Origin of the sequence: Flavobacterium sp. LC2016-12, from assembly GCF_015351595.1 — a bacterium.
Classification (GTDB): domain Bacteria; phylum Bacteroidota; class Bacteroidia; order Flavobacteriales; family Flavobacteriaceae; genus Flavobacterium.
Genome location: NZ_JADKPT010000001.1, coordinates 303,495 through 326,104 on the forward strand (window position 1 = coordinate 303,495; position 22,610 = coordinate 326,104).

Consider the following 22,610-nt stretch of genomic DNA (forward strand, 5'->3'; position numbering starts at 1 on the left):
TCCCTGAATTAAATAACTAACATTAAATAGAATCCTGAATGATTTTAAGCCATTTTTTTGCAAACATATGATCTTGATATGCGCTAATTTGTTTGATACGATCGTCGTCAAAATCATAGAATGGAATCGTAATTTTTTTAGAAGTTTCTCTTTCCTGAAATTCGAAATCAATTTTGAGAATGGTATCTGAATTCCCATCGGTAGTCAAAATTAATTTACAAGATGAAACTGATTTTAAATCAATAAATGTCGATTCTTGCTGATTTGGATTGAAGTTCATCAATATAAATCTTCTATGCTTTTGATCTATGGCCAGCGTTTTGTTGCTTTGAGATTCGGTTAAATCAAATTCTTCCGGATGAGTTGGATTGAATTTCTTTTTAATATTTAGAATCTTTGATTTGTTTGCAGCGCTCGTTCGTGCTGAAAAATATACTGGAATGGCTACTATGATTGCAATCACAATACCAATAATGGTTACACTTGTTTCCATGTTTTTGAATTTGATAAATAATATGAATATTAAAGAGTTTTCAGAAAGAAAACGGTTCAGTTGTTTATGAAGAAATAAATTCTTCTAACTAATTTTTCATGTATTTATCTACCAAAAAAAATGAAAAGGGTAGAGCAGTAGTAAGACTTTCTTGCTTTGAGTCGAAAATTGATTTGCAAAGTTTGATGCTGATTTATCAACTTGATGTTGTGAAATAACAACTACTAAAGAATCAAACCATTTAATGATGGCAGGATGATTTGTCTTAATATTTGCAGCAAATTGATAACTTGCTTGTGGTTGTATGAAAGCTAATGAATCGGTATAATCTTTAGAGAAATTGGTATCCGTTTTTTGACTTTCGATTTTTTGCATAGTAGCATCGCTTTCTTGCGATGCAAAAAAGGCAAGGATCAAAAGTGATACCAAAATAACAGTTTTACGAATCCAATTCATGTTTGCGAATTTAGCTCATAAAACACAATAAAAGAAATTTTAAAATGCTAATTACTTCTTAAAATCAGCTTTATTATTTTACCCTCAACTTTTATTGAGATAAGTTGAGGATGAAATATATTATTGCTGCATTTTGAAATAATAATCAGCTGAGTGTTTTCCACCTCCATACAACAAGAAGAAGATGCAAAGTAACAATACAACTATTGCTAAAATTAAACTTTCAGAATGCATTTGTCCCATAAAATTTACAAGGACCGCACCAAAAAGGATAGGTAATTGGGCTGCAATTGCCCAGCGGGTGAGTAGCCCAAAAACAATCATTATTCCTCCAATCATGTGGGCAGGGGCGATATAATGCAAAAGAAACATTCCGCCTCCATATTGGTCAATGGGGGAAATTAAATCATGTAAATATTGAGCATTAGTTACAAATGAAACTCCTTTCATAAATAAAAAAACACCCAAAACAATACGTACTAAATCTACTGGTAAATAAGTGTGCGAATTTGCCCATTTATTCAAACTTTTTACATTTTCCATGATACTACGTGATTTAAAATAATATACTAAGTTACTAATTTTTAGTGATATATTTATTTTTAAGTAGCTGGAAATAAGTTTTTTATTTTTTATTTAGCTTATTTTGAGAATTTGTAAAATGAAATTAAACCTGAATAACACCTAAGTTAAATGCTTTTTGAATTGGCGCGTGATTGGCGGCTTCAATACCCATAGAAATCCAAGTACGTGTATCAAGAGGATCGATAATAGCATCTGTCCATAATCTTGAAGCGGCGTAATAAGGAGAAGTTTGTTCGTCGTAACGCGCTTTTATTTTGTTAAATAGCTCAGTTTCCTTGGCCTCATCAATGATTTCTCCTTTTGCTTTAAGAGAAGAAGCTTCGATTTGCGCCAGAACTTTAGCAGCCTGCGTTCCACCCATTACAGCAAGTTCCGCACTTGGCCATGCAAAAATTAATCTTGGATCATATGCTTTTCCGCACATTGCGTAGTTTCCTGCACCATAAGAATTACCCACAATGACAGTAAATTTTGGTACTACGGAATTACTAACTGCATTTACCATTTTAGCACCATCTTTAATGATTCCGCCATGCTCAGATTTTGACCCTACCATAAATCCGGTAACATCTTGTAAAAAAACTAGAGGAATTTTCTTTTGATTGCAGTTTGCAATAAAACGAGTTGCTTTATCAGCACTGTCAGAATAGATAACACCACCAAATTGCATTTCGCCTTTTTTGGTTTTAACAACTTTTCTTTGGTTAGCGATAATTCCAACTGCCCAGCCATCAATTCTGGCGTAACCTGTAATAATGGTTTGACCATATCCCTCTTTATAAGCTTCAAATTCAGAATTATCAACCAAACGATTGATAATTTCCATCATGTCATATTGTTCGTTTCTTGCTTTTGGCAAGATTCCGTAAATGTCCTTAGGTTCTAAAGCAGGTTTTTCCGCTTTGATACGGCTATAGCCAGCTTTGTTAAAATCGCCGATTTTATCGACTATATTTTTTATTTTATCCAGAGCGTCTTTATCGTCTTTTGCTTTATAATCTGTAACTCCGGAAATTTCGCAATGCGTTGTGGCTCCGCCTAGAGTTTCATTGTCTATAGTTTCGCCAATAGCGGCTTTTACCAAATAACTTCCAGCAAGGAAAATACTTCCGGTTTTGTCTACAATTAAAGCTTCATCACTCATAATAGGTAAATAAGCTCCTCCCGCAACACAACTTCCCATAACGGCTGCGATTTGCGTAATTCCCATACTACTCATTTGGGCATTATTTCTAAAGATTCTTCCGAAATGTTCTTTGTCTGGAAAAATTTCATCTTGCAACGGTAAATAAACGCCTGCGCTATCAACTAAGTAGATGATTGGCAATCTGTTTTCCATTGCAATTTCCTGTGCGCGTAGGTTTTTCTTTCCTGTAATAGGGAACCAGGCACCCGCTTTTACAGTAGCATCATTAGCGACAACAATGCATTGTTTACCTTTTATGTATCCTATTTTTATAACGACTCCTCCAGAAGGACATCCTCCATGCTCAGCATACATTCCTTCGCCAACGAAACCGCCTATTTCTATACTTTTAGAATTTTCATCTAATAAATAATCAATACGCTCTCGCGCTGTCATTTTTCCTTCGGCATGAAGCTTTTGAATACGTTTTTCTCCTCCGCCTAATTTTACTTTGGCAAATTTTTGTTTTAATTCAGAAAGTAAGAGTTTATTGTGATCTTCGTTTTTATTGAAGTTTAAATCCATAAGATATTGATGTTTTTACAAAATACTGTTGGCTAATTTACAAAATCAATTGAAAATAAACTTAATATTCAAAGTATCTTTAAAACTTATGTTTTGATGACTTCGTAATGGCTTATAAAAAGAAAAACCAGAAGACAGCTTCTGGTTTTGTTATAATATTGAGTTTGCTTATTTTTTAGAATCGCAAACCATTCGTTTTAAGATTGCCCATTGTTTCAATGCATCTCGAGCTTCGACAGCAGGATACCCTAGCATTGTTTTTCCTGCAGGAATATCGCAGGTTACACCTGAACCAGCTCCAACAACAGCTCCGTCACCAATAGTAGTATGGTCTTTTATAGAAGCACTTCCGCCAATTATAACGCCATTTCCTAACGTTACAGAACCGGCTAAGCCACTGTTTCCGGCCATAATACAAAATTTACCTAAATTACTGTTATGGCCAATTTGAACTAAATTATCAATTTTGCATCCATCTCCAAGAATTGTAGAACTGAATTTACCTCTATCAACACAAGTGTTTGCACCAATTTCAACTCCGTTTCCAATAATTACGTTTCCGATTTGTGGAATTTTAACCAGGCCTTTTTCTTTGCAAGGACGAAATCCAAAACCATCTGCACCAATAGTTGCATTTGGATGGATAATACAATCGCTTCCTATATGACAACGCTCACGAACAACTGTTCCTGACCAGATAATCGTATTTTTTCCGATAGTACATTCATCTAAAATAGTCACGTTGGGGTATAAGGTTGCGTTAGCACCGATTTCAACTTTTGGGCCGATATAACATCCAGCACCAATTCTGGCTCCCTCGCCAATTATTGCAGTTTCATCGACTGTAGCTGTTTTGTGAATATTGGTATGAAAGATTGGAGTAGGAGGAGCAAAAAGAGCTAAAATTTGTGACATTGCCAAATCGGCATTTTTCACTTTAATGAAAGCACGATTTTCTCCTGGCTCGATTGAAATATCTTCATTAACAACTGCAATAGATGCATTTGAAGCCGACCAGTATTTTTCATATTTTTTGTTTCCTATAAACGAAATTTCTGAAGTTGTAGCTTTTTCTAATTGCTCTGTTGCTGTTATACTTTGAGAAGTAGTGCCGTAAATTACGCCATTGATCACTTCGTTAATTTCTTGAATTGAATAGGATCTCATTTAATGAATTTAATTGATTTTTGGGGTTATTTTTTGCCAAATAAAATCAATTAGATTCTAATTACCTAATATTTTTTTTGTGTTTATTGAAATATGTTTAAAATAACAGTTTAAATATTACAAAATTAACACTTTAGGTATTAATTTATTAATTGTTTTCTAATTTATGCACGCATAGTTAATGTAGGTTTTTCCCTAAAACAGACATGGATTTTAGAGAAATTGAACGGAAAATTAAAATTTAGTTAATTGATAGGTAGTAACTTACATTTTTTAATTGCCTTATTGGAATGCTAGGCTAAAAAAAAAGCGATTCACTTTTGAAAGGAATCGCTTTTATGAATTTTATTCTTTTATTTTAGATAAAGAAATAGCATTAATGCAATATCTTAATCCGCTTGGTCCGGGGCCATCAGGAAAAACATGTCCAAGATGTGCGTCGCAAGTATTGCAAACTACTTCGACGCGAATCATTCCGTATGATTTGTCTGCATGATAGGCAATAGCGTTTTCTTTTATTGGTTGTGTAAAAGAAGGCCAGCCTGTTCCTGATTCAAATTTTTCAGAAGCATCAAAAAGTAAAGTGCCACAGCATTTACATTCGTAGATTCCAGGATCAAATAAACTACAAAGTTCAGAGCTAAAAGATCTTTCAGTACCTTTTAAACGTGTTACCTGATATTCTTCCGGAGTCAAGATCTGTTTCCATTCCTCTTCAGTTTTCTCCACTCTTTTTTCAGGAGTCGGATTTCCTTTATTTGTAAAATGAATTACATCTGCCCATTTTATCATAACTGTTTTTTTGTTTCAAGTTTCAGGTTTCAAGTTTCAGTCACAGTTAACTGAAAACTGACACTGAATACTGTATTTATTCCTCTTCTTTTTGTCCCATCATCATTAAAAAAGCTTTTAAGAATGGGTCAATATTACCGTTCATTACGCCATCAACATCGCTGGTTTCATAACCGGTACGAACATCTTTAACTAATTTATAAGGTTGCATAACATAATTACGTATTTGCGAACCCCATTCGATTTTCATTTTTCCGGCTTCGATATCGGCACGTTGTGCTTGCTGTTTCTTCAATTCGATTTCATACAATTGAGAACGTAACATTTGCATGGCACGCTGTCTGTTGTCTTGCTGAGATCTTGTTTCAGAACACTGAATCTGAATTCCGGTTGGTTTGTGTACCAATTGTACTTTGGTTTCTACCTTATTTACGTTTTGTCCTCCGGCACCACTAGAGCGTGAAGTTGTAATCTCGATATCAGCAGGATTGATGTCAATCTCGATACTGTCATCAACAAGTGGATAAACATAAACCGATACAAACGAAGTATGGCGTTTTGCATTACTGTCAAAAGGTGAAATTCGAACCAAACGATGTACTCCGTTTTCTCCTTTTAAGTAACCAAAAGAATAATCTCCTTCAAACTCTAAAGTTACCGTTTTGATACCGGCAACCTCGCCTTCCTGAAAGTTTAATTCTTTTATTTTGTAGCCATAGCTTTCGCCCCACATCATATACATACGCATTAACATTCCGGCCCAGTCACAACTTTCGGTTCCACCGGCTCCGGCAGTAATTTGAACAACAGCACTTAAGCTGTCGCCCTCGTCAGAAAGCATATTTTTAAACTCAATGTTTTCAATATGATCTTGCGTTGTTTTATAATGCTCGTCTAATTCTTCTGCAGAAAGTTCTCCTTCCTTATAAAAATCATAAGCAAGTTGAAGTTCATCAGTAAGTTCGATAGCTTTGTTGTAATCTTCGATCCACTTTTTTTTGTTTCGAAGGTTTTTTACAATGACTTCGGCTTCTTTTGCATTGTTCCAAAAATCGGGAGCAAAGGTTTTTTCTTCCTCGTTGGCAATTTCAATTAGTTTGGCATCGACGTCAAAGATACCTCCTCAACGCACCAAGGCGCTCCACAATACCTTTTATTTGTTCGGTAGTTGTCATAAATTAATAGTAGTTTTATATGTTTTTTATAAATATTACGTTAATTTGGTTGTATGGTAATTTGCTAGTTAAAATTTACTAAAACTTGCCGAGATTAACAAACAGTAATACGTAATTTTGTTGCACAAAAATAAGATATAGTTTTTAGAATATGGAAATAAATTTAATTAGCGATACCATAACAAAGCCTACCCACGAAATGTTGCAGTATATGTTCAATGCCCAGGTTGGGGATGATGTATACAAACAAGATCCAACAGTTATCGAATTAGAGGCCAGAGTAGCTGAATTTTTTGGTATGGAAGCGGGACTGTTTTTTCCTTCTGGAACTATGGCAAACCAAACCGCAATTAAATTACACACACAGCCTGGCGAACAGTTGATTGCTGATAAATATGCACACGTCTATCATTATGAAGGAGGAGGAGTTTCCTTTAACAGCGGCGTTTCTTGTTGTTTGTTAGATGGAGACAGAGGGATGATAAATGCAACTCAGGTTGCTGCAGCAATTAATGATCCTGAGTTTTATCATAGTCCGTTAACGAGTTTGGTTTGTGTAGAAAACACAACCAATAAGGGAGGTGGAGCCTGTTACGAATTAGAAGATTTAAGAGAAATAAAAAAAGTTTGTGACGCTAATAACTTGAAATTCCATTTAGATGGAGCCCGAATTTGGAATGCATTGGTTGCTAAAAGGCAAAACCCGAAAGAATTTGGAGCTATTTTCGATACTATTTCAGTTTGTTTATCAAAAGGATTAGGGGCTCCAATAGGATCTATATTATTAGGAAGTAAAGCTGATATTCGCAGGGCGTTGAGAATCAGAAAGATACTGGGAGGTGGAATGCGTCAGGTTGGTTATTTAGCAGCAGCAGGATTATATGCTTTGGCACATAATATTGAAAGATTGGCTGAAGACCATCGCAGAGCCAAAGAGATTGCAGCGGTTTTAAGTACGAAGTCCTGGATTTCGGCAATTGAACCAGTAGAAACTAATATTTTGATTTTCTCTTTAGCCGAAGGTTACAGTGATCAGCTTTTAATAGAAAAATTAAAGCAGAAAAATATCTTAATTAGCGCACTTGGACATAATAAACTCCGAATTGTAACGCATTTAGATTATAAAGAAGTTATGCACACTTATGTGATTGAAACGCTTCAAAAGTTTTAAAAAAAGGCACTAAGAAGCTAAGGTTCTAAGGTTCTGAGTTTCTCTAATAAAAGAAAACTATTGGTCTTAGGACCTTAGCTTCTCAGTGCCTTAGAATCTTATTTAAATAAATTATCCATCCCCGGAATCATTGGCATATCCATTTTGGCAACGGCATCCAATTCTCTTTCGTTTACGTTTGTTGCTTTTTCAATAGCTTTATTTAAAGTTACGATTAAGTAGTCTTCTAGTTGTTCTTTATCTTCTAATAAAGAGTCATCAATAGAGATTGATGTAACTTTTCTATTAGCAGTTAACGTCACTTTCAATAATCCGTCAGCGCTTTGTTCATCTATTAAAACAGTATCCAAACGCTTTTTTGTATCTTCAATTTTTTGTTGGGTTTCTTTAAGTTTACCCATCATTCCCATTAAATCCATTTTGTTGATTTTTAAATTATTTCAGACAAAATTAGTATATTGCTGTATTATATCAATACAATATTTTATGAAAAAATTAATTCTGTTCTATTGTGTTTATAGTATTTTTGCCCTGTCTTATATAAAAATTAATGCTCAATCAATGCAAAACGATATATCGGCTCCACAGGCCAAAGTAATTCCAAAAAACTTAAAAAAACATAAAGAAACCCGAATCGATAATTATTTCTGGCTTAATGACAGGGAAAATTCAGAGGTTATTGATTATTTAAATCAAGAGAATGCCTATTATCAAAACATGACTTCGCATACAAAAGAGCTACAGGAATCTTTGTATGAAGAGATGAAAGGCAGGATTAAAGAAGATGATTCATCTGTTCCTTATTTTTATAATGGGTACTACTATATTACCCGATTTGAAACAGGACAGGATTACCCAATTTTTTCAAGAAAAAAAGGAAGCCTTTCTGCAGAAGAAGAAATTATGTTCAATTGCAACGAAATGGCAAAAGGACATGCTTATTTTAAGTTAGGAGGTTTAAGTATTAGTCCGGATAACAAATTTGCGAGTTTTGGACTTGATCTTGTTGGAAGAAGAATCTATACTATTCAGGTTAAAAACTTAGAGACAAACGAAATTCTGGCTGATAAAATTGAAAATGCAACCGGAGGATCTGTTTGGGCGAATGATAATAAAACTATTTTTTATGTCAAACAAGACGAAGTTACTTTAAGGTCTGATAAGGTTTTTAGACATAAAATTAATAGTGATTCTGCGACCGATGTTTTAGTTTTTGACGAAACTGATGATACTTTTAATGTTTCAATCAGTAAAGAAAAGTCAAGAAAATATATCGTAATTGGTTCAGGAAGCACTCTAACGACTGAATACAGGATTTTGAATTCAGATAATCCAGATGGAGAATTTGAAGTTTTCCAGCCTCGTGTACGTGGCCTGGAATATAGTATTTCGCACTATGAAGACTCGTTTTACATTTTAACAAATAAAGATAAGGCCACCAACTTTAAGTTGATGAAAACGCCTGAAAATAAAACAGCAAAAAAATATTGGGTAGATCTTATTCCACACCGTGAAGATGTTTTACTGGAAGATATTGAAATTTTTAAAAATTACTTAGTTGTAGAAGAACGTTCAAACGGATTAAATCATATTCGAATCATTCCTTGGAATGGTGAACCGGATTACTATTTACCTTTTGGAAGCGAAACTTACAACGCTTATACTACGACGAATATTGATTTTGATACAGATATTTTGCGTTACAGCTATCAATCGCTTGCAACACCATCGTCTGTAATTGACTTTAATATGAAAACCCAAACCAAAGAAATCTTAAAAGAGCAACAGGTTTTAGGTGGTAAATTTGATAAAGAAAATTACATCGAAGAAAGAGTTTGGGCGACGGCAAGAGATGGTGTAAAAGTGCCAATTTCGATGATTTATAAAAAAGGATTAGAAAAAAATGGTAAAAATCCGTTATTGCTTTACGCCTATGGTTCTTATGGGATAACTATGGATGCATATTTTTCTTCAACACGACTTTCTTTGCTAGACCGCGGTTTTGTTTATGCTATCGCTCATATTAGAGGAGGAGAAGACTTAGGAAGGCAATGGTATGAAGATGGGAAACTGTTAAAAAAGAAAAATACCTTTACAGATTTCATCGATTGCTCTAAATTTGTAATTAACGAAAAATTTACTTCGGCTGAACATTTGTATGCAGAAGGAGGATCTGCAGGAGGACTCTTGATGGGTGTTATAGTAAATGAAGCCCCTCAATTGTATAATGGAGTGATAGCGCAGGTTCCTTTTGTAGATGTTATTACAACAATGCTTGACGATAGTATTCCACTTACAACCGGAGAGTATGATGAATGGGGAAACCCAAACAATAAGAAATATTATGATTATATGTTATCCTATTCACCATATGATAATGTAAAAGCACAAAAATATCCTAACATGTATGTTTCCACAGGATTGCATGATTCACAAGTGCAGTATTGGGAGCCTGCAAAATGGGTCGCCAAGTTGAGAACTATGAAAACAAATGATAATCTTTTGTTTTTAGACACCAATATGGATGCTGGACATGGTGGCGCTTCAGGAAGATTTGAAGCTTTAAAAGACTTAGCAAAAGAATTTAGTTTTTTATTAGATTTAGAAAAAATTAAAAGCTAATTAGAAATTTTTTGTTAAATTTGCAACCTATCGGGGTTATTTTAAAATGCCTTCGATTAACTATTTTTTTATGAAAGAAGAAATAAATGCTTATAATAATGTTTTAGAGTTAATAGGTAACACCCCACTTATTAAACTAAATAAAATCACCGAAGAGTTAGAAGGAAATTTCTACGCAAAGGTAGAAGCTTTTAATCCGGGTCATTCCTCAAAAGATAGAATAGCGTTATATATTATTGAAGAAGCCGAGAAAAAAGGAATCCTTTCTCCTGGAGATACTATCATCGAAACTACATCTGGTAATACTGGTTTTAGTTTGGCAATGGTCAGCATTATTAAAGGTTACAACTGTATTTTGGCAGTAAGTTCAAAATCATCAAAAGACAAAATTGACATGTTGAGAAGTTTAGGTGCAAAAGTTTATGTTTGCCCGGCTCACGTTTCAGCTGATGATGAAAGATCTTACTATAATGTTGCCAAACGTTTACACGAAGAAACTAAAGGTTCAGTTTACATCAATCAATACTTTAATCAGTTGAATATTGATGCACATTATAACACTACAGGTCCTGAAATTTGGGAACAGACAAAAGGACAAATTACTCATCTTGTTGCTTGTAGCGGAACTGGAGGAACAATCTCAGGAACAGCTAAATTCTTAAAAGAGCAAAATCCAAATATTAGAATATTAGGTGTAGATGCATTTGGATCGGTATTGAAGAAATACCACGAAACAAGAGAATTTGATAACAAAGAAATTTATCCTTACCGTATTGAAGGATTAGGTAAAAACTTAATTCCATCTGCTACAGATTTCGATATCATTGATAAATTCATGAAAGTAACCGACGAAGAAAGTGCACACTCAGCAAGAGAGATTACTCGTAAAGAAGGTTTATTTGTTGGATATACTTCTGGAGCAGTAATGCAGGCTATCAAACAATATGCTGAAGAAGGCGAGTTTACAAAAGACAGTAATATTATTGCTATTTTTCCTGATCATGGTTCTCGTTATATGAGCAAAGTCTTTAGTGATGACTGGATGAATGAACAAGGATTCTTTGATAGTATTAATGAAGAAGAAGTTCAAAAAATTGAATTTGTAAAATAAGAAGAAAAACATCTTAAAAATATAAAACTCCGGATTTAATGATCCGGAGTTTTTTTTGTTTCAAGAAGTAGATTTTAGAGACAAATCGATTTTTTTTGTGTGAATAAACGAATCTTAAAATTTATGAATACCGTATTTATACGTAAGAAATTCTAGTTTTATATGCGTTTAATTTAGTATTTTAATAATATCACTATAAGTATAAATAAATACAATTAAGCGGGGTAAATCATCAATTTTGGTTATTTAAACGATTATTTAAGTTTTTAGTCGGAAAAATTTCCGACTAAAAACTTAAAAATATAGTTTAGAGGTGTTAAAATGACACAGTGTTATTTTATTGCCTAAATCTACTGTTATGAAAAAAATACTACTCACATTAGTGTTTGTAAGTTTTTTGAGTGTAAACGCTCAGAATCCAATACAAGAATTCAATTTTAATGGAACTTTGGTTAATGTTAAGAATACAACTTCATTTATGGGGACAAACAACTTTGTTGCTGATAGAAATGGAGCTGCAAATAGTGCTCAGCGTTTAGTTAATAAAGGTATGGAAGCTATTATCGTTGATCTTCCTCAGGATAATAAGGCCAGAACAGTTACCATATGGGTAAAACTAAATGATGTTGTAAAAGCAAATTACATTTGGGGTTACGGGACTGCCTATAATGCTCAATATTGTGGTTTGCTACAGCAAGGTACTACGACTTCTAATTCTGACCTGAGCTTAGCTGGTTGGGGCGCTTCAAATGATGTTATTGTTTCAACTGCTTTGGTGAAAAATAAATGGTATCACTACAGTATTACTTTTGATGGAACGGTTTCGAAGATATATCGAGACGGGCAATTATTGAAATCTGCTAGCGGAATATCACGTTCTACAAAAGGTACTATTTTTAGATTGGGCGAAATTAATACTACAGTTGGTATAAATGCAGATATCGACGATTTAAAAATATATAATGTTGCAATGACTGATGAGCAAATTTTAGATCAGTATAATAGCTCTAAGCCTGCAATAGTAGCTGCTGAATCTGTAGTAGTTTCAAAAGCCGCGAAAACGAACGAAAAGGCGAAAGTAGCCTCTAAATCTGCGCCATCAAATACAATTATTACGAACAGTGATATAAACGGAACGACTAAAAGTATTGAGGTATATTCTCAAGGACAAAAAATAGTTGGTGAAAGCGCAATGAGTATTAATGATTTGCCGGAGGGAACTTATTTATTGAAAATTACAAATAAGCCGTCAAATAAAATCACTTCAAAATAGAAATTAAAATTTGGTTTATAAAAATAGTTAGTTAGTTTTTTGTGTTAGTAGAATTAAATTTTTTGAATAGTGGAAGAAGCCTTTTAAAGTTGGATTTTAAAAGGCTTTTTTGGTTTTATTAGTGTTTTTTCTGCTGCCCAGGTGCGTAAGCTTTAGCACTTTTACTTCCAGACATTTTTTTAGCTTGTCCCGGTGGAACTTTGCCTGAACTATGGCTGTGTGTATGAACACTACAGCTTATTACGCTAATAACGACAAACAGAATAACCATAATGATTACGGCAACTTTTGTGTATTTTGATGTTTTCATATTTCTTGTATTATTATTTTGAGGTGCCACAAATATAATAGTTAATATGAATTTTCATAATTCTCTTTTTCAGTTTAAAATCATTATAAACAATGAGTAATTTCAAACTTGAAATTGTTTGGAAGTGTATTGTTTTTTTTGTGAAATGGTAAACTAGTTTTAAGCAAAGACATTGTTTTGTAAAAATGTTTTTACAAATATTGGGTTTTGCTGTTCTGAAAAATATTATTTTCTTTATTTTAGTGAGAATACCGTATTTATACGTGATATAAGTTTGTAAAATTGAATTAAATTTATAGTTTTAACAAAATTTGTAAAACTATAAGTAAATATAATGAGCGGCCTTTCAGTATCAATTTTTATTATTTAAAAGGGGGTTTTATTTACTAAATTTTCACTAGCTATATTATATAGAAGTGTGTCGTGAGATACACTTTTTCTAAATACTTAAAACCAATAAATATGAAGAAACTATTACTCACTTTAATGTTTGTAAGCTTTTTTAATTCTAATGCCCAAAACCCGGTTCAGGAGTTTAACTTCAACGGGACATTAAGTAGTAAAGACAATACGATTTCGCTTTTAGGAATACCTAATTTTGTAAATGACAGAATGGGAGTTGCTAAAGGAGCACAGCGACTTACTAATAAGGTTTTACAAGGTGTAGTAGGGGATCTTCCGCAAGATAACAAACCAAGATCAATATCTGTTTGGGTAAAGTTTAATAATATTGCGTCAGTCAATTATATTTTGGGGTATGGCAGTACGGTGAATACACAGTATTTTGGTTTAGTGCAACAAACTCCTGTTGCCGGCAATTCAGATCTAAGTTTGGTTGGATGGGGAGATACAAATAATATTGTAGTTTCAGTTCCGCTTCAAAAAGAAGTTTGGTACCAATATAGCATTACTTATGATGGTACCAGCTCCAAAATATATCGCAATGGTGAGCTACTAAAATCAGTAGACGGAATTCAACGCTTAACTAAAGGTTATATTCTTAAATTGGGACAATTAAACGCTGCAGTTAGTATCAATGCCGATATAGATGATCTTAAAATATATAATGTTGCCATGACAGGCGAGCAGGTTATGGAATCTTACAGCAGTTCAAAACCAACAGTTTCAGCGGTAGCTGAAACTTCACAAACTTCAGGCACAGTTAAAAAAGCAACTACACCAATTGCAAAGACTCCAGCAGCAGTAAAAACTACCGCTTCTGGACCAATAAATGACACACATATTCCTAAAACTGTTGAGGTTTTCTCGCAAGGAAGACAAATAACAGGGGTAAATGCGTCTAATATTGGCGATTTACCGGAAGGAACTTATTTGATTAAGGTGACGAATAAGAAATAGCTTCAAATTTGGATAAGAATCAATGGACCTTTAAAAAAGTTTAGAAATAAATCTAAGTTCTTCCCAACCTTTCTAAACAAAACATACTCTATATAAGTAGTAATCATTTTGAATGATTTTAACTTTAAAAAGATATAGTATGAAAAAGAAATTCACCTTAGAAATAGCTAATCCTTGTACTGAAAATTTTGATAGAATGATTTCCAATTCTAATGGATCATTTTGTAATTCATGTGGTAAAAATGTAATAGATTTAAGTAAAAAATCAAACTCTGAAATTGCCAGGTTTGCTGCAGAAAATAAAGGCAAAAATATTTGTGCACGAATAAAATCTACCCAGTTAGAACAGGAGTTTGAATACAATGAAATTTCTAAAATCAATAATTTCAAATATGCCGCAATTGCCGCATCAGTTTTATTAGCCTCAAATGTTGTTGCGCAAGAAAAAGAACCAGTTCAAACAGAAATTACTGTTCCGAAACCAAACAATCATATTGTGGGTAAAATTGCTGTTAGACTATCAGTTGACAAGGAAGTTTCAATTATCGTTAAAGGAAAAATACTGGATTCAAAAACGCACAGACCGTTAGACAATAGAAAATATCCAAACTTAACGCTAACTATAAATGATTTACCAACCCCATTTAAAGTAAACGAGAAAACAGGGGAATTTGCTATTCCTTTAAAAGTTTTAAAGAATAGTTATAATCTTTATATTACTGTTGTAAGCGACGATTATTATTTTTCTAGAACAATACCTTTTGATATAAAATCAGTTAAAGGAAATGTTTTGAAACAGGACATTATTATTGAAACAGAAGAGCTGACTAAAATTATGATTATGGGAGGATTGGGAGTTAATTATGTTGAGAAAAAGGGGAGTAGGGAGATTTGAAATATTGTTATAAAGGAAAAGGCTTGACTTGAAATAGGTTTACGCAGAAAGTGTGAAAAAAAACACCATCTGCAATTGGAGTAATAATTCTTATCTTTGTTATTATATATCAATTAATAAAGAAAAAAACAGTTCTTAGCATCGTCTATATTTTTATTGATGAGAAAAAATTAAAAGATATTTACCTGTCTATTCCAAAACATAAAAATTCAAAATGCCTATATTTATTTGCCACAAAAGAAAATCAATTCAAGCAATACAAAAAGAATATCCAAATTCTGAAATAGTTGATGTAACATCAAAAGCTACGAATGATTACGTAAAATTTAGTCCTTTTTATCCTATTGGGAATATCCCAATTCCTTTTACAGATAATCGTTATAGTGAATCTGTTGAAGGTATTTGGCAAGGCTTAAAGGTTTTTGAAAACCACGAAATTGATGAATCAAAGTTTTTGATTAAAAATATGAAAAACTTAAAAAGAACTACTAGAAAATATGGTACAGTTTTAGGACATCAAAAAGGGATTTATAGTTCAGAACTTTTAGACTATTATAATGCTAGATTGAATATATATGTTCCTTCTTATGAATATGTGTTAAAAAATTATCTTAATGATTTAGTGGAAGAATTGAAAACAATTTCTGCCACTAAATCATTAATATTATTAGATTATGAGACAAATACAGATCTTAAAAATATAACAAAACCCCTTTCTCATGCAAGTCTTATTAAAAGCTTTATAGAGGATAACTAATTCATTTAATTTTTAAAACTCCAACTCTTTGAGAGGGGTATTAAAATGTGGATCATCATCAGGATTAGGATTTAAGCACATTTCTATTGCAATACTCAAATTGTAAATCAATTCATTATATATGTAATATTTTTCTTCATCATCTTTATATAATCCTAAATCGTAATATAATCCAGGTACTATAGTCATTAGATAATATAGTATATCCTTAGGAACATTTTCTTTATATTTCCAATCCGCTTTTAGTTCTTCTAAAATTTCATATAATTTATCTAATAGTATGGGATCAATTCCATCTCTAATGTGATATTTTATCAAAAAACCAGAATCTTTATTAAAAAGAAAATGCTCAATGTTTTTAGCGGTTATTAATGACATATTATTTAGTTTATAATTTTAAAAGCTGTAGTTGGAATTTCGTCAATAATGATTAAAAATTCAAAAGATTTTTTTGCGTAGCCTTGTACTCTTGGTCCTCCTAAAAAAAATTTTCTTATACTTTCATTTGATAGATCTATATATTTTCCGTTAATTTTTGTTAAATCAATTTCAACAACTTTCTTACCATTGTCGTTTAAGGCATAAGCTAATGCCTCTTCCTTATTTGTAAAACTTGAGATATAAGGAGTTATAGTTCTTTCATCGCTTCCATTTCTAACATGTCCATCTATAGTATATGGTTTACCTGCTTTAGTTAGTCCTGTTTCACTTTTTGCAACGATTGGATTTGACATTAATTGTTCATCTCTCATAACTCGCCATACTTTATTATGTTTATCAGGGTTTGTTGCAGTATTATCAAATTGATTTATATAATCAATAAATTTTTTGTTGAACTTTGTGATTTGCGGTCCTAATCCTTTTAGAGCCTTCCACTTTAGATATCCCCCAGCATTCTTAATTTCATCTAAATTTTTAGAAACTAATTTTAATTCGTCAATATTAGTTCTTAAAGCTAAAGTTTCCTTATTTAGTATTTGCCATGCAGGATAATTTAATTCCCCACTGTCAAATTTACCTAGTATTTCTAAATTATCTTTAAAATCCTCAAAGAAATCATCTGATGCATTTGCTAAGTTTTTAAATCTTTGCTTAAAACAATCAAAACCATTGTGAACCAATACCTGTTCATTACCAATGTAAAAAGTATGGGCAGGTAATACTTCTATGTTGTATACAGTTGCAGTAGTATCTTTTGCAATATTGGCTTCTACGTTCCCCCATGTACCATTAGCTAAAAGTACCATCATTCCTTTGGTAACTAAATTGGCATTCATCCAGCCTTTTTTAGTAAAGAACGGATGTTCTGATGTAGCTTGTAAGGTATCTTTTCCTACTACAACCTGATATAACTTTTTAGTCGCTAGATTTACTTTCTGTACTACAGTACTCCAACGATTTGTTTTAGTTTTTTCGTTATATGACCAAACTTCGTCATTCTCTTTAATATCCTGAATTGGAATTAACCCTTTTTTAGTTTTTATTAAAGTGTTCCCTGTAAAGCAAGCTCCTAGAACTAAATCACAATTTCCTCCTTTACAGTATATTGCTGCTTCTTCTGTAAATTCTTCCATGTTAGAGGCTGTTCGATCAATATTTGCCACCTTTTGAGCAGTTAGAATTGCATCTTCAGCATTAGATGTAACATTCGCTATTGTTTTACCATTATATTTTAGAAGACCAGTAGCATTATCAAATGTTAATTGATTTTTAGTTTTTGCGAATATCTTCTCTAGTTTCGGAAATTTTGATACTAATTTTGATATCATAGTTTCTTTGCTGGTAATATTTATGGCTAAACCTAATTTACCCATTGCATTTTCAAATTTTACAGACATTGCACCATCAAATTTACTTTCAGTAACTAATGTGGCTTTAGATTCTTGTAAGAAACCCTGAATTAATAAACGATCATCTTTCGCAATTGTAGCGATATTAGATGAATTATTTACTGCATCTAAAATATTAGTATAATTATCAACTTTAAGTAAACTAGGTTTCATAACCATTGTCGAAGCAGAGGCGACACCTGTAAATAGACTTATCAAACCGGCAACTTTACTAAATTCCGGATTATTATCAGCTGTTGCTCTTGCAGTAATGCTGGTAACGGAGCTAATTTTATCTGCATAAAACAGCACTTTACCGAGAGTAGTAAGCTGAGCTCCAGGGATTACCAAAGTGGCCACATCAACAGCTGTTTGCGCTATATCAGAAACGGTTTGTCCTGTTGCTTCCTTATCAGCATAATAAACGATAAATGCTGGTAGATACATATTTTCTTTAGACTCAGTAACTTCATTAAAAGCTGATAAAGTTGTATTGTTAGTAAATATTATTGGCTGAAAAGGATCTAAATCGACAGGTTTTTTTAAATCTGACATAGAGATGAATCCTAGTGCTAATAATGTCTCTACATTTATTTTACCAGTTTCAGCCGTATATTTGGCATTTGTTTTAATATATGTATCTGTAATTCCTGCACCTGGAGAAGCGGACATCTTTAAGTGGGTAAAGAAGCGATCATATATTGATTTGTAATTATAATTTATTGTTAATTTTAGAATTGTATTAACTTCTTTTGAGGTTAATTCGTCTTTATTAAATAATGTTTTTAAGTCTTCAATTTCAGTTTTTTTGACGTTTTTCCAAATTTTTATAAGATTATTTACAAATACGGCTCTGTTATCATCTCCAAAAAATAGGTATTTATTATCAATATCGTATAAGAGTGATTTCAAATACGGTTCTTTTCCTAAAGGGCCATCATATTTAGTTACTAAAAAATCAAGTATTGCCTGACCTTGCGTAGGAGTTGTACTTTCAAATAACTTCAATAAAGCTTCTTCATGAAATTCATTTACAATCGAATTTGATTGTATTGTTTTTATAGCAATTATTTTCTTTTGAATATCTTTCTTTTCTAATTCAACAATACTTTCATTTTTCACTTGGGAAAGGATAGCATCGATTGAAGTATTTGTATCCAATTTGCTCCAAAACGCATCATTATCTTTGTTTGAAGATATGATATGTTTACTAAATTGCTGATACATTACTTTGAAATAATTTTCAAGATTGGTTTTATTTTTATAATCTGTTTGTAAAGCAGTATTTTCGGCTAGATAATTTGCCCAAACATAAGTTATTGTATAACTGCTGCCAGAAGGTACCATTGTCATTGACCCAGTTGGAACAGTAACAGTTGTATTTGTTGGGTTTTCCCATTGAGTTGTATTTGTAAATTTGTCAAACGCTTCAGGATAGTTTTTTCGTATTTGCGCAATTTTTAAAATGTAAAACAATTCAGGCTTTTCGCAATAGTTTTTAGTCATCTCTGCAGTGTCCTGATCATAACTCCAGCGTGATTCATTATCAGATAATACAAATGATTGAGATATTTTTATTCCTCCTGATTCTAAAGCTTGATTATTTACAGAAAAAGGAACAAATGGAAATTTATCAATATCAGTTAAACTTGCTTTTGCATTTGCATTTGAATAAGTTGATAAATTTGATTTTTTAAATTTATAAGTTTTACCATCAGCACCACAAGGCACAAATGCTATAACTCCATCTATCATTGCTGGTTTTATATCTGGAAAGACATAAGGTGTTCCTTTTTCATCTTTGTATTTACCATCTTGAAGATCTATTTTATATAAATTTTTTAGACCATTTGTATTAATGATAAAACTTTGAAGAATACCTGGCGCTTGTGTACCGCTTGATTGATAGTCACTTGTGCCATAATTAAAAAGGATATGGTCTAAATTTGCCTTATTTAAAGTTACAATTTCTCCATGATAAGAAAGAAAAGAAAAACTACCTTTTGTCTTGTCTTTCGGATCTTTGTCTAAATTTAAAAATCTGTCATCAAGAACAGTCCAGTAACTTTCGCCTTCTTGATCCCCCTGAATAAAAGGATACAATTGTAATCCAGGAGCATGAAGAACCTGCCAGTCATTATGACTTACTAATACACCAGTACCATAATCCATTAAGAGATCAGTTGTTGTAGAAGTGTTATATTCTGTAAAAGGATGTTGTAATCCAAAAACACCGTGGCCTAATTCGTGTGCTAATGTGCGAACGATATTGACTTTATTAAATATAAAACCATATTGACGCTTCAATGGCATGAAACCTAGTATATTAGATTTGTCTGATGGAGTATCAGTATAAATTACATAATAGGTATCTTTTTTATAATCTGCACCCAATTTTAGTTTTAGGTTTGCGGTTATCTGTTGTTGTTCTGGCGTATAAGTAGCTAATAAACTACTTTCGCTGGTTTCAATACTTTCACCCCAAGTGTTGTCTAAAGTTACATCTATGATATTAACATTAAATGTTACTCCTGCAGGCTCATAAATAGCATTTAGCTGAGATTGAGCATCGTTTGGAATTGTTGCATTATTAACCCTTACCAAAGTCAAATTTACCTTTTTATTCGTTAAATGCCACAAATCCATCGTACCTGCAATATCATATTTTCCAGCACCTTCTTTAGGATCTTTTGGAGTTGCAGGTTTTACTGTTGCAATGATTGTTTCTTTAGCAAAATCTAATGTCTTTTTCAAGGTTAACGTTGCAACATTATCTTTCCATACAATTTGAGTACTGTCTATTGCGGTACCATTTTGAGTTTTAAAGACAAGATCCTTCTTCGTTTTTCCGTTTTTGAAATCGACTGTTGCTACTACAACATCAGTATTAGGATTGTCTGATATTGCTTTATAATTTACATTATAAGTACCACCACCTTTTTTCGGTATTGTTTGATAGGTTTTGGTCAGACTTCCATTTTCGGATGTTGGAGCTGTATCAAATGAATATTTACCACCTCCTTTAGAGAAAATTACATTCACATCTGAAGAAGAAATCTCAGCAACATCGCCGCCAGATCCCATTCCATTTGTATTTTTAGAAGTCGGAATACCACCTGGAGCCAATTGTCCTGTTTGTTTAATTTCTCCTGTAGGAGCATTAGCAGGAACGGCATATTGTTTTCCATCTTTATCTGTAATAATGATATCATTAACCGTTTTGTCAATTTTGGTTTCTATGCCATTAGGACCTTTAATAGTAATACTGCCATCTTCATTTTTTACTACAGATTCTATAGTATATTGTATATCGTGATTTATAACATTTCCGGCATCACCCAAGACATCATTGAATACACCATCAAGATCAGCCATACTGCTCCATTTTGGATCATAAGCAGCGATAATCTCTCCAGAAATCAGTTTAAAATCAGTATTTAAACCAATATTATTGAATGTAATCCTGATACGAGTGTTTTCACTTATATTTACTTTAGCACTTTTTTCATTTTCTGCTTTATCTTCTGCGTTTTGTGCAATAATTGCATCAGCTGCATCAATAAGCAGTCTAAATTTTTCGATAAAAGGAAGCGTTACATAGCCATCACCAGAAAAAGTTCCGTTGCTTCCAGTTGCATGTAAAACTACAATAGGGAAATCTCCCGCTGCGATAACATCATTAGGTAAAAGCTCTTTCAGTGGCGTAGTGTTTGTTAAATCTGCTGGATCTGGTTTTATACCGCATCCCTGAAAAGCGATTTCGTCTCTAACCAGTGTTGTAAATTCTTTAGCAATACTGTGAGTATATTTTCCAACATCGCAAGATGCTCCTACAGTAAATTCGTAAGTCGTATTTGGTTTAAGATTGGTGATGGTGAGGTTTTCTCTTGGAGTAACTACTTTATACCAGTCCGAATCCGCATTTTTTTCCCGATAATTTACTTGATAATCAAAGTTATCGATACTTCCTGACCAGGATATTTTAGCTTGATTTTCACTGATTCCTTCTACATTGATAGCCAGCGGAGCAGTACAAAATATTTCGTAATCAAAAGAATAAATTTCGCTATATCCATTATTTTTGAAAACACCAATTTCTTCTGCGCCTAAAAGTGCTTTAGCTTTTACTCTCCAGGCATATTTTTTTCCCGGAATTAATTGTGGTTCAGCAATGCCATATTGAAGCGTTGTAGAACGTGTAGTTGTTGTATAAAGTGGAGGTGTGTAAGCAAAAGCATTTTGAACGGGCGTATATTTATCCCAGATTTCTACTAATGAAAATTCATATTCTACATTACTAACATTGATCTGACGGGGTGTCCAGCTGAAAATAATGTTTTGAATGTTCTGCTGCATTATTGAAGCATTGTTCAAAGGCAGATTTAAAAATGGTGGATCATTTTGGAAAATGATAGTGGTTACACTGGTTTTTTTCGAAAGTTTTTTATTGGTTGCAAAGTCATAAACTTCAACAGAAAAAGTATAAATTCCTTCAGGAAGTGCCTGTGCGTATTGATTTGGATTAACTCCAAGAAGATTCTGATATTGAAAATAGGGTGCTAAATCTACATTTGTCAACTGAAGCGGTACTCCACCTTCCAGAAAAAGATCATGTGCCCCAACCACAAAATCGTTTGTCATTAACGAAATAGATTGTCCCTGGAAATAACATTTTAATCGAATTTGACGATTAGAAATAGTTAAATCATTTAAGATAATCTGCACTTTGACAGGACTATTAATAGTCGTCGCATCGGCATAATTATTTAAATAGATAGGTGAAGGCTGTGTGATCTGTGTGCTTATAGTGACCGGAAAGGTTTGTGCTAAACCAGAAACTATTACCGAAAGCCAAACTCCAAGGGTTAGAAATAGTTGAAATTGTATTTTTTTTAGCATTTGGG

The 22,610-nt window shown here is 32.8% G+C and carries 18 protein-coding genes; 7 read left to right on the forward strand and 11 right to left on the reverse strand.

Annotation, left to right across the window (positions count from 1 at the left end; all coding sequences use genetic code 11):
• Nucleotides 1–22: 22 nt before the first annotated feature.
• From IRZ99_RS01360 to prfB, 7 genes are all read right to left on the reverse strand, one after another.
• Nucleotides 23–493, reverse strand: a complete 471-nt coding sequence (locus IRZ99_RS01360) for a hypothetical protein (protein ID WP_194655563.1) — start codon at nucleotides 491–493, stop codon at nucleotides 23–25.
• Between the two features lie 108 nt (nucleotides 494–601).
• Nucleotides 602–949, reverse strand: coding sequence for a hypothetical protein (locus IRZ99_RS01365; protein ID WP_194655564.1), 348 nt, complete (start codon nucleotides 947–949; stop codon nucleotides 602–604).
• 120 nt (nucleotides 950–1,069) lie between these two features.
• Complete coding sequence (locus IRZ99_RS01370) at nucleotides 1,070–1,492, reverse strand: DoxX family protein (protein WP_194655565.1); 423 nt, start codon at nucleotides 1,490–1,492, stop codon at nucleotides 1,070–1,072.
• Nucleotides 1,493–1,616: 124 nt separating this feature from the next.
• Nucleotides 1,617–3,245, reverse strand: coding sequence for an acyl-CoA carboxylase subunit beta (locus IRZ99_RS01375; protein ID WP_194655566.1), 1,629 nt, complete (start codon nucleotides 3,243–3,245; stop codon nucleotides 1,617–1,619).
• A 168-nt stretch (nucleotides 3,246–3,413) separates the two neighbouring features.
• Nucleotides 3,414–4,412, reverse strand: coding sequence for a UDP-3-O-(3-hydroxymyristoyl)glucosamine N-acyltransferase (gene lpxD / locus IRZ99_RS01380; protein WP_194655567.1), 999 nt, complete (start codon nucleotides 4,410–4,412; stop codon nucleotides 3,414–3,416).
• 345 nt (nucleotides 4,413–4,757) lie between these two features.
• Complete coding sequence (gene msrB, locus IRZ99_RS01385; RefSeq protein WP_194655568.1) at nucleotides 4,758–5,204, reverse strand: peptide-methionine (R)-S-oxide reductase MsrB; 447 nt, start codon at nucleotides 5,202–5,204, stop codon at nucleotides 4,758–4,760.
• 76 nt (nucleotides 5,205–5,280) lie between these two features.
• Nucleotides 5,281–6,379, reverse strand: a protein-coding gene (prfB, locus tag IRZ99_RS01390) for a peptide chain release factor 2 (protein ID WP_139256999.1) whose coding sequence is annotated in 2 segments (ribosomal slippage) — nucleotides 5,281–6,315 and nucleotides 6,317–6,379 — 1,098 coding nt in all. Because the reading frame shifts where the segments join, the coding sequence is not laid out codon by codon here.
• 151 nt (nucleotides 6,380–6,530) lie between these two features.
• On the opposite strand from prfB, the gene IRZ99_RS01395 reads away from it, so the two are divergent.
• The gene (locus IRZ99_RS01395) at nucleotides 6,531–7,550 is read left to right on the forward strand and encodes a low specificity L-threonine aldolase (protein ID WP_194655569.1); all 1,020 of its coding nucleotides are present in this window, start codon (nucleotides 6,531–6,533) and stop codon (nucleotides 7,548–7,550) included.
• Nucleotides 7,551–7,648: 98 nt separating this feature from the next.
• Here the strand turns inward: IRZ99_RS01395 and IRZ99_RS01400 are convergent, their stop codons facing one another.
• Nucleotides 7,649–7,969 carry a YbaB/EbfC family nucleoid-associated protein gene (locus IRZ99_RS01400; RefSeq protein WP_026982166.1) on the reverse strand — a complete coding sequence of 107 codons (321 nt, stop codon included), beginning with the start codon at nucleotides 7,967–7,969 and terminating at the stop codon, nucleotides 7,649–7,651.
• 67 nt (nucleotides 7,970–8,036) lie between these two features.
• Between IRZ99_RS01400 and IRZ99_RS01405 the strand changes: the two genes are divergently transcribed.
• From IRZ99_RS01405 to IRZ99_RS01415, 3 genes are all read left to right on the forward strand, one after another.
• On the forward strand, nucleotides 8,037–10,172 hold the full coding sequence (locus IRZ99_RS01405; protein ID WP_194655570.1) for a S9 family peptidase: 2,136 nt from the start codon (nucleotides 8,037–8,039) through the stop codon (nucleotides 10,170–10,172).
• Between the two features lie 70 nt (nucleotides 10,173–10,242).
• Nucleotides 10,243–11,283: a PLP-dependent cysteine synthase family protein gene (locus IRZ99_RS01410; RefSeq protein ID WP_026982168.1), complete on the forward strand. Its 1,041-nt coding sequence runs from the start codon at nucleotides 10,243–10,245 to the stop codon at nucleotides 11,281–11,283.
• A 358-nt stretch (nucleotides 11,284–11,641) separates the two neighbouring features.
• Nucleotides 11,642–12,556 carry a LamG domain-containing protein gene (locus tag IRZ99_RS01415; RefSeq protein ID WP_194655571.1) on the forward strand — a complete coding sequence of 305 codons (915 nt, stop codon included), beginning with the start codon at nucleotides 11,642–11,644 and terminating at the stop codon, nucleotides 12,554–12,556.
• 118 nt (nucleotides 12,557–12,674) lie between these two features.
• On the opposite strand, the gene IRZ99_RS01420 is transcribed toward IRZ99_RS01415, so the two are convergent.
• On the reverse strand, nucleotides 12,675–12,866 hold the full coding sequence (locus IRZ99_RS01420) for a hypothetical protein (protein ID WP_072971243.1): 192 nt from the start codon (nucleotides 12,864–12,866) through the stop codon (nucleotides 12,675–12,677).
• Between the two features lie 462 nt (nucleotides 12,867–13,328).
• Here IRZ99_RS01420 and IRZ99_RS01425 point away from each other — a divergent pair, with 462 nt between their 5' ends.
• The 3 genes from IRZ99_RS01425 to IRZ99_RS01435 all read left to right on the forward strand — a co-directional run bounded on the left by IRZ99_RS01425 (nucleotide 13,329) and on the right by IRZ99_RS01435 (nucleotide 15,877).
• Nucleotides 13,329–14,225, forward strand: a complete 897-nt coding sequence (locus IRZ99_RS01425; protein WP_194655572.1) for a LamG domain-containing protein — start codon at nucleotides 13,329–13,331, stop codon at nucleotides 14,223–14,225.
• A 139-nt stretch (nucleotides 14,226–14,364) separates the two neighbouring features.
• Nucleotides 14,365–15,120, forward strand: a complete 756-nt coding sequence (locus IRZ99_RS01430) for a hypothetical protein (protein ID WP_194655573.1) — start codon at nucleotides 14,365–14,367, stop codon at nucleotides 15,118–15,120.
• Nucleotides 15,121–15,334: 214 nt separating this feature from the next.
• Complete coding sequence (locus IRZ99_RS01435) at nucleotides 15,335–15,877, forward strand: hypothetical protein (protein WP_194655574.1); 543 nt, start codon at nucleotides 15,335–15,337, stop codon at nucleotides 15,875–15,877.
• A 12-nt stretch (nucleotides 15,878–15,889) separates the two neighbouring features.
• Here the strand turns inward: IRZ99_RS01435 and IRZ99_RS01440 are convergent, their stop codons facing one another.
• Together IRZ99_RS01440 and IRZ99_RS01445 are read right to left on the reverse strand one after the other, a co-directional pair.
• Complete coding sequence (locus tag IRZ99_RS01440) at nucleotides 15,890–16,255, reverse strand: hypothetical protein (RefSeq protein WP_194655575.1); 366 nt, start codon at nucleotides 16,253–16,255, stop codon at nucleotides 15,890–15,892.
• 5 nt (nucleotides 16,256–16,260) lie between these two features.
• Nucleotides 16,261–22,605, reverse strand: a complete 6,345-nt coding sequence (locus IRZ99_RS01445) for a polymorphic toxin-type HINT domain-containing protein (protein WP_194655576.1) — start codon at nucleotides 22,603–22,605, stop codon at nucleotides 16,261–16,263.
• Nucleotides 22,606–22,610 lie beyond the last annotated feature (5 nt).

What these genes read in the sequence shown, in the direction of transcription:
- IRZ99_RS01360 (WP_194655563.1), bottom strand. Translation starts at nt 493, where the DNA reads ATGGAAACAAGTGTAACCATTATTGGTATTGTGATTGCAATCATAGTA.
- IRZ99_RS01365 (WP_194655564.1), bottom strand. Translation starts at nt 949, where the DNA reads ATGAATTGGATTCGTAAAACTGTTATTTTGGTATCACTTTTGATCCTT.
- IRZ99_RS01370 (WP_194655565.1), bottom strand. Translation starts at nt 1,492, where the DNA reads ATGGAAAATGTAAAAAGTTTGAATAAATGGGCAAATTCGCACACTTAT.
- IRZ99_RS01375 (WP_194655566.1), bottom strand. Translation starts at nt 3,245, where the DNA reads ATGGATTTAAACTTCAATAAAAACGAAGATCACAATAAACTCTTACTT.
- lpxD (WP_194655567.1), bottom strand. Translation starts at nt 4,412, where the DNA reads ATGAGATCCTATTCAATTCAAGAAATTAACGAAGTGATCAATGGCGTA.
- msrB (WP_194655568.1), bottom strand. Translation starts at nt 5,204, where the DNA reads ATGATAAAATGGGCAGATGTAATTCATTTTACAAATAAAGGAAATCCG.
- IRZ99_RS01395 (WP_194655569.1), top strand. Translation starts at nt 6,531, where the DNA reads ATGGAAATAAATTTAATTAGCGATACCATAACAAAGCCTACCCACGAA.
- IRZ99_RS01400 (WP_026982166.1), bottom strand. Translation starts at nt 7,969, where the DNA reads ATGGATTTAATGGGAATGATGGGTAAACTTAAAGAAACCCAACAAAAA.
- IRZ99_RS01405 (WP_194655570.1), top strand. Translation starts at nt 8,037, where the DNA reads ATGAAAAAATTAATTCTGTTCTATTGTGTTTATAGTATTTTTGCCCTG.
- IRZ99_RS01410 (WP_026982168.1), top strand. Translation starts at nt 10,243, where the DNA reads ATGAAAGAAGAAATAAATGCTTATAATAATGTTTTAGAGTTAATAGGT.
- IRZ99_RS01415 (WP_194655571.1), top strand. Translation starts at nt 11,642, where the DNA reads ATGAAAAAAATACTACTCACATTAGTGTTTGTAAGTTTTTTGAGTGTA.
- IRZ99_RS01420 (WP_072971243.1), bottom strand. Translation starts at nt 12,866, where the DNA reads ATGAAAACATCAAAATACACAAAAGTTGCCGTAATCATTATGGTTATT.
- IRZ99_RS01425 (WP_194655572.1), top strand. Translation starts at nt 13,329, where the DNA reads ATGAAGAAACTATTACTCACTTTAATGTTTGTAAGCTTTTTTAATTCT.
- IRZ99_RS01430 (WP_194655573.1), top strand. Translation starts at nt 14,365, where the DNA reads ATGAAAAAGAAATTCACCTTAGAAATAGCTAATCCTTGTACTGAAAAT.
- IRZ99_RS01435 (WP_194655574.1), top strand. Translation starts at nt 15,335, where the DNA reads ATGCCTATATTTATTTGCCACAAAAGAAAATCAATTCAAGCAATACAA.
- IRZ99_RS01440 (WP_194655575.1), bottom strand. Translation starts at nt 16,255, where the DNA reads ATGTCATTAATAACCGCTAAAAACATTGAGCATTTTCTTTTTAATAAA.
- IRZ99_RS01445 (WP_194655576.1), bottom strand. Translation starts at nt 22,605, where the DNA reads ATGCTAAAAAAAATACAATTTCAACTATTTCTAACCCTTGGAGTTTGG.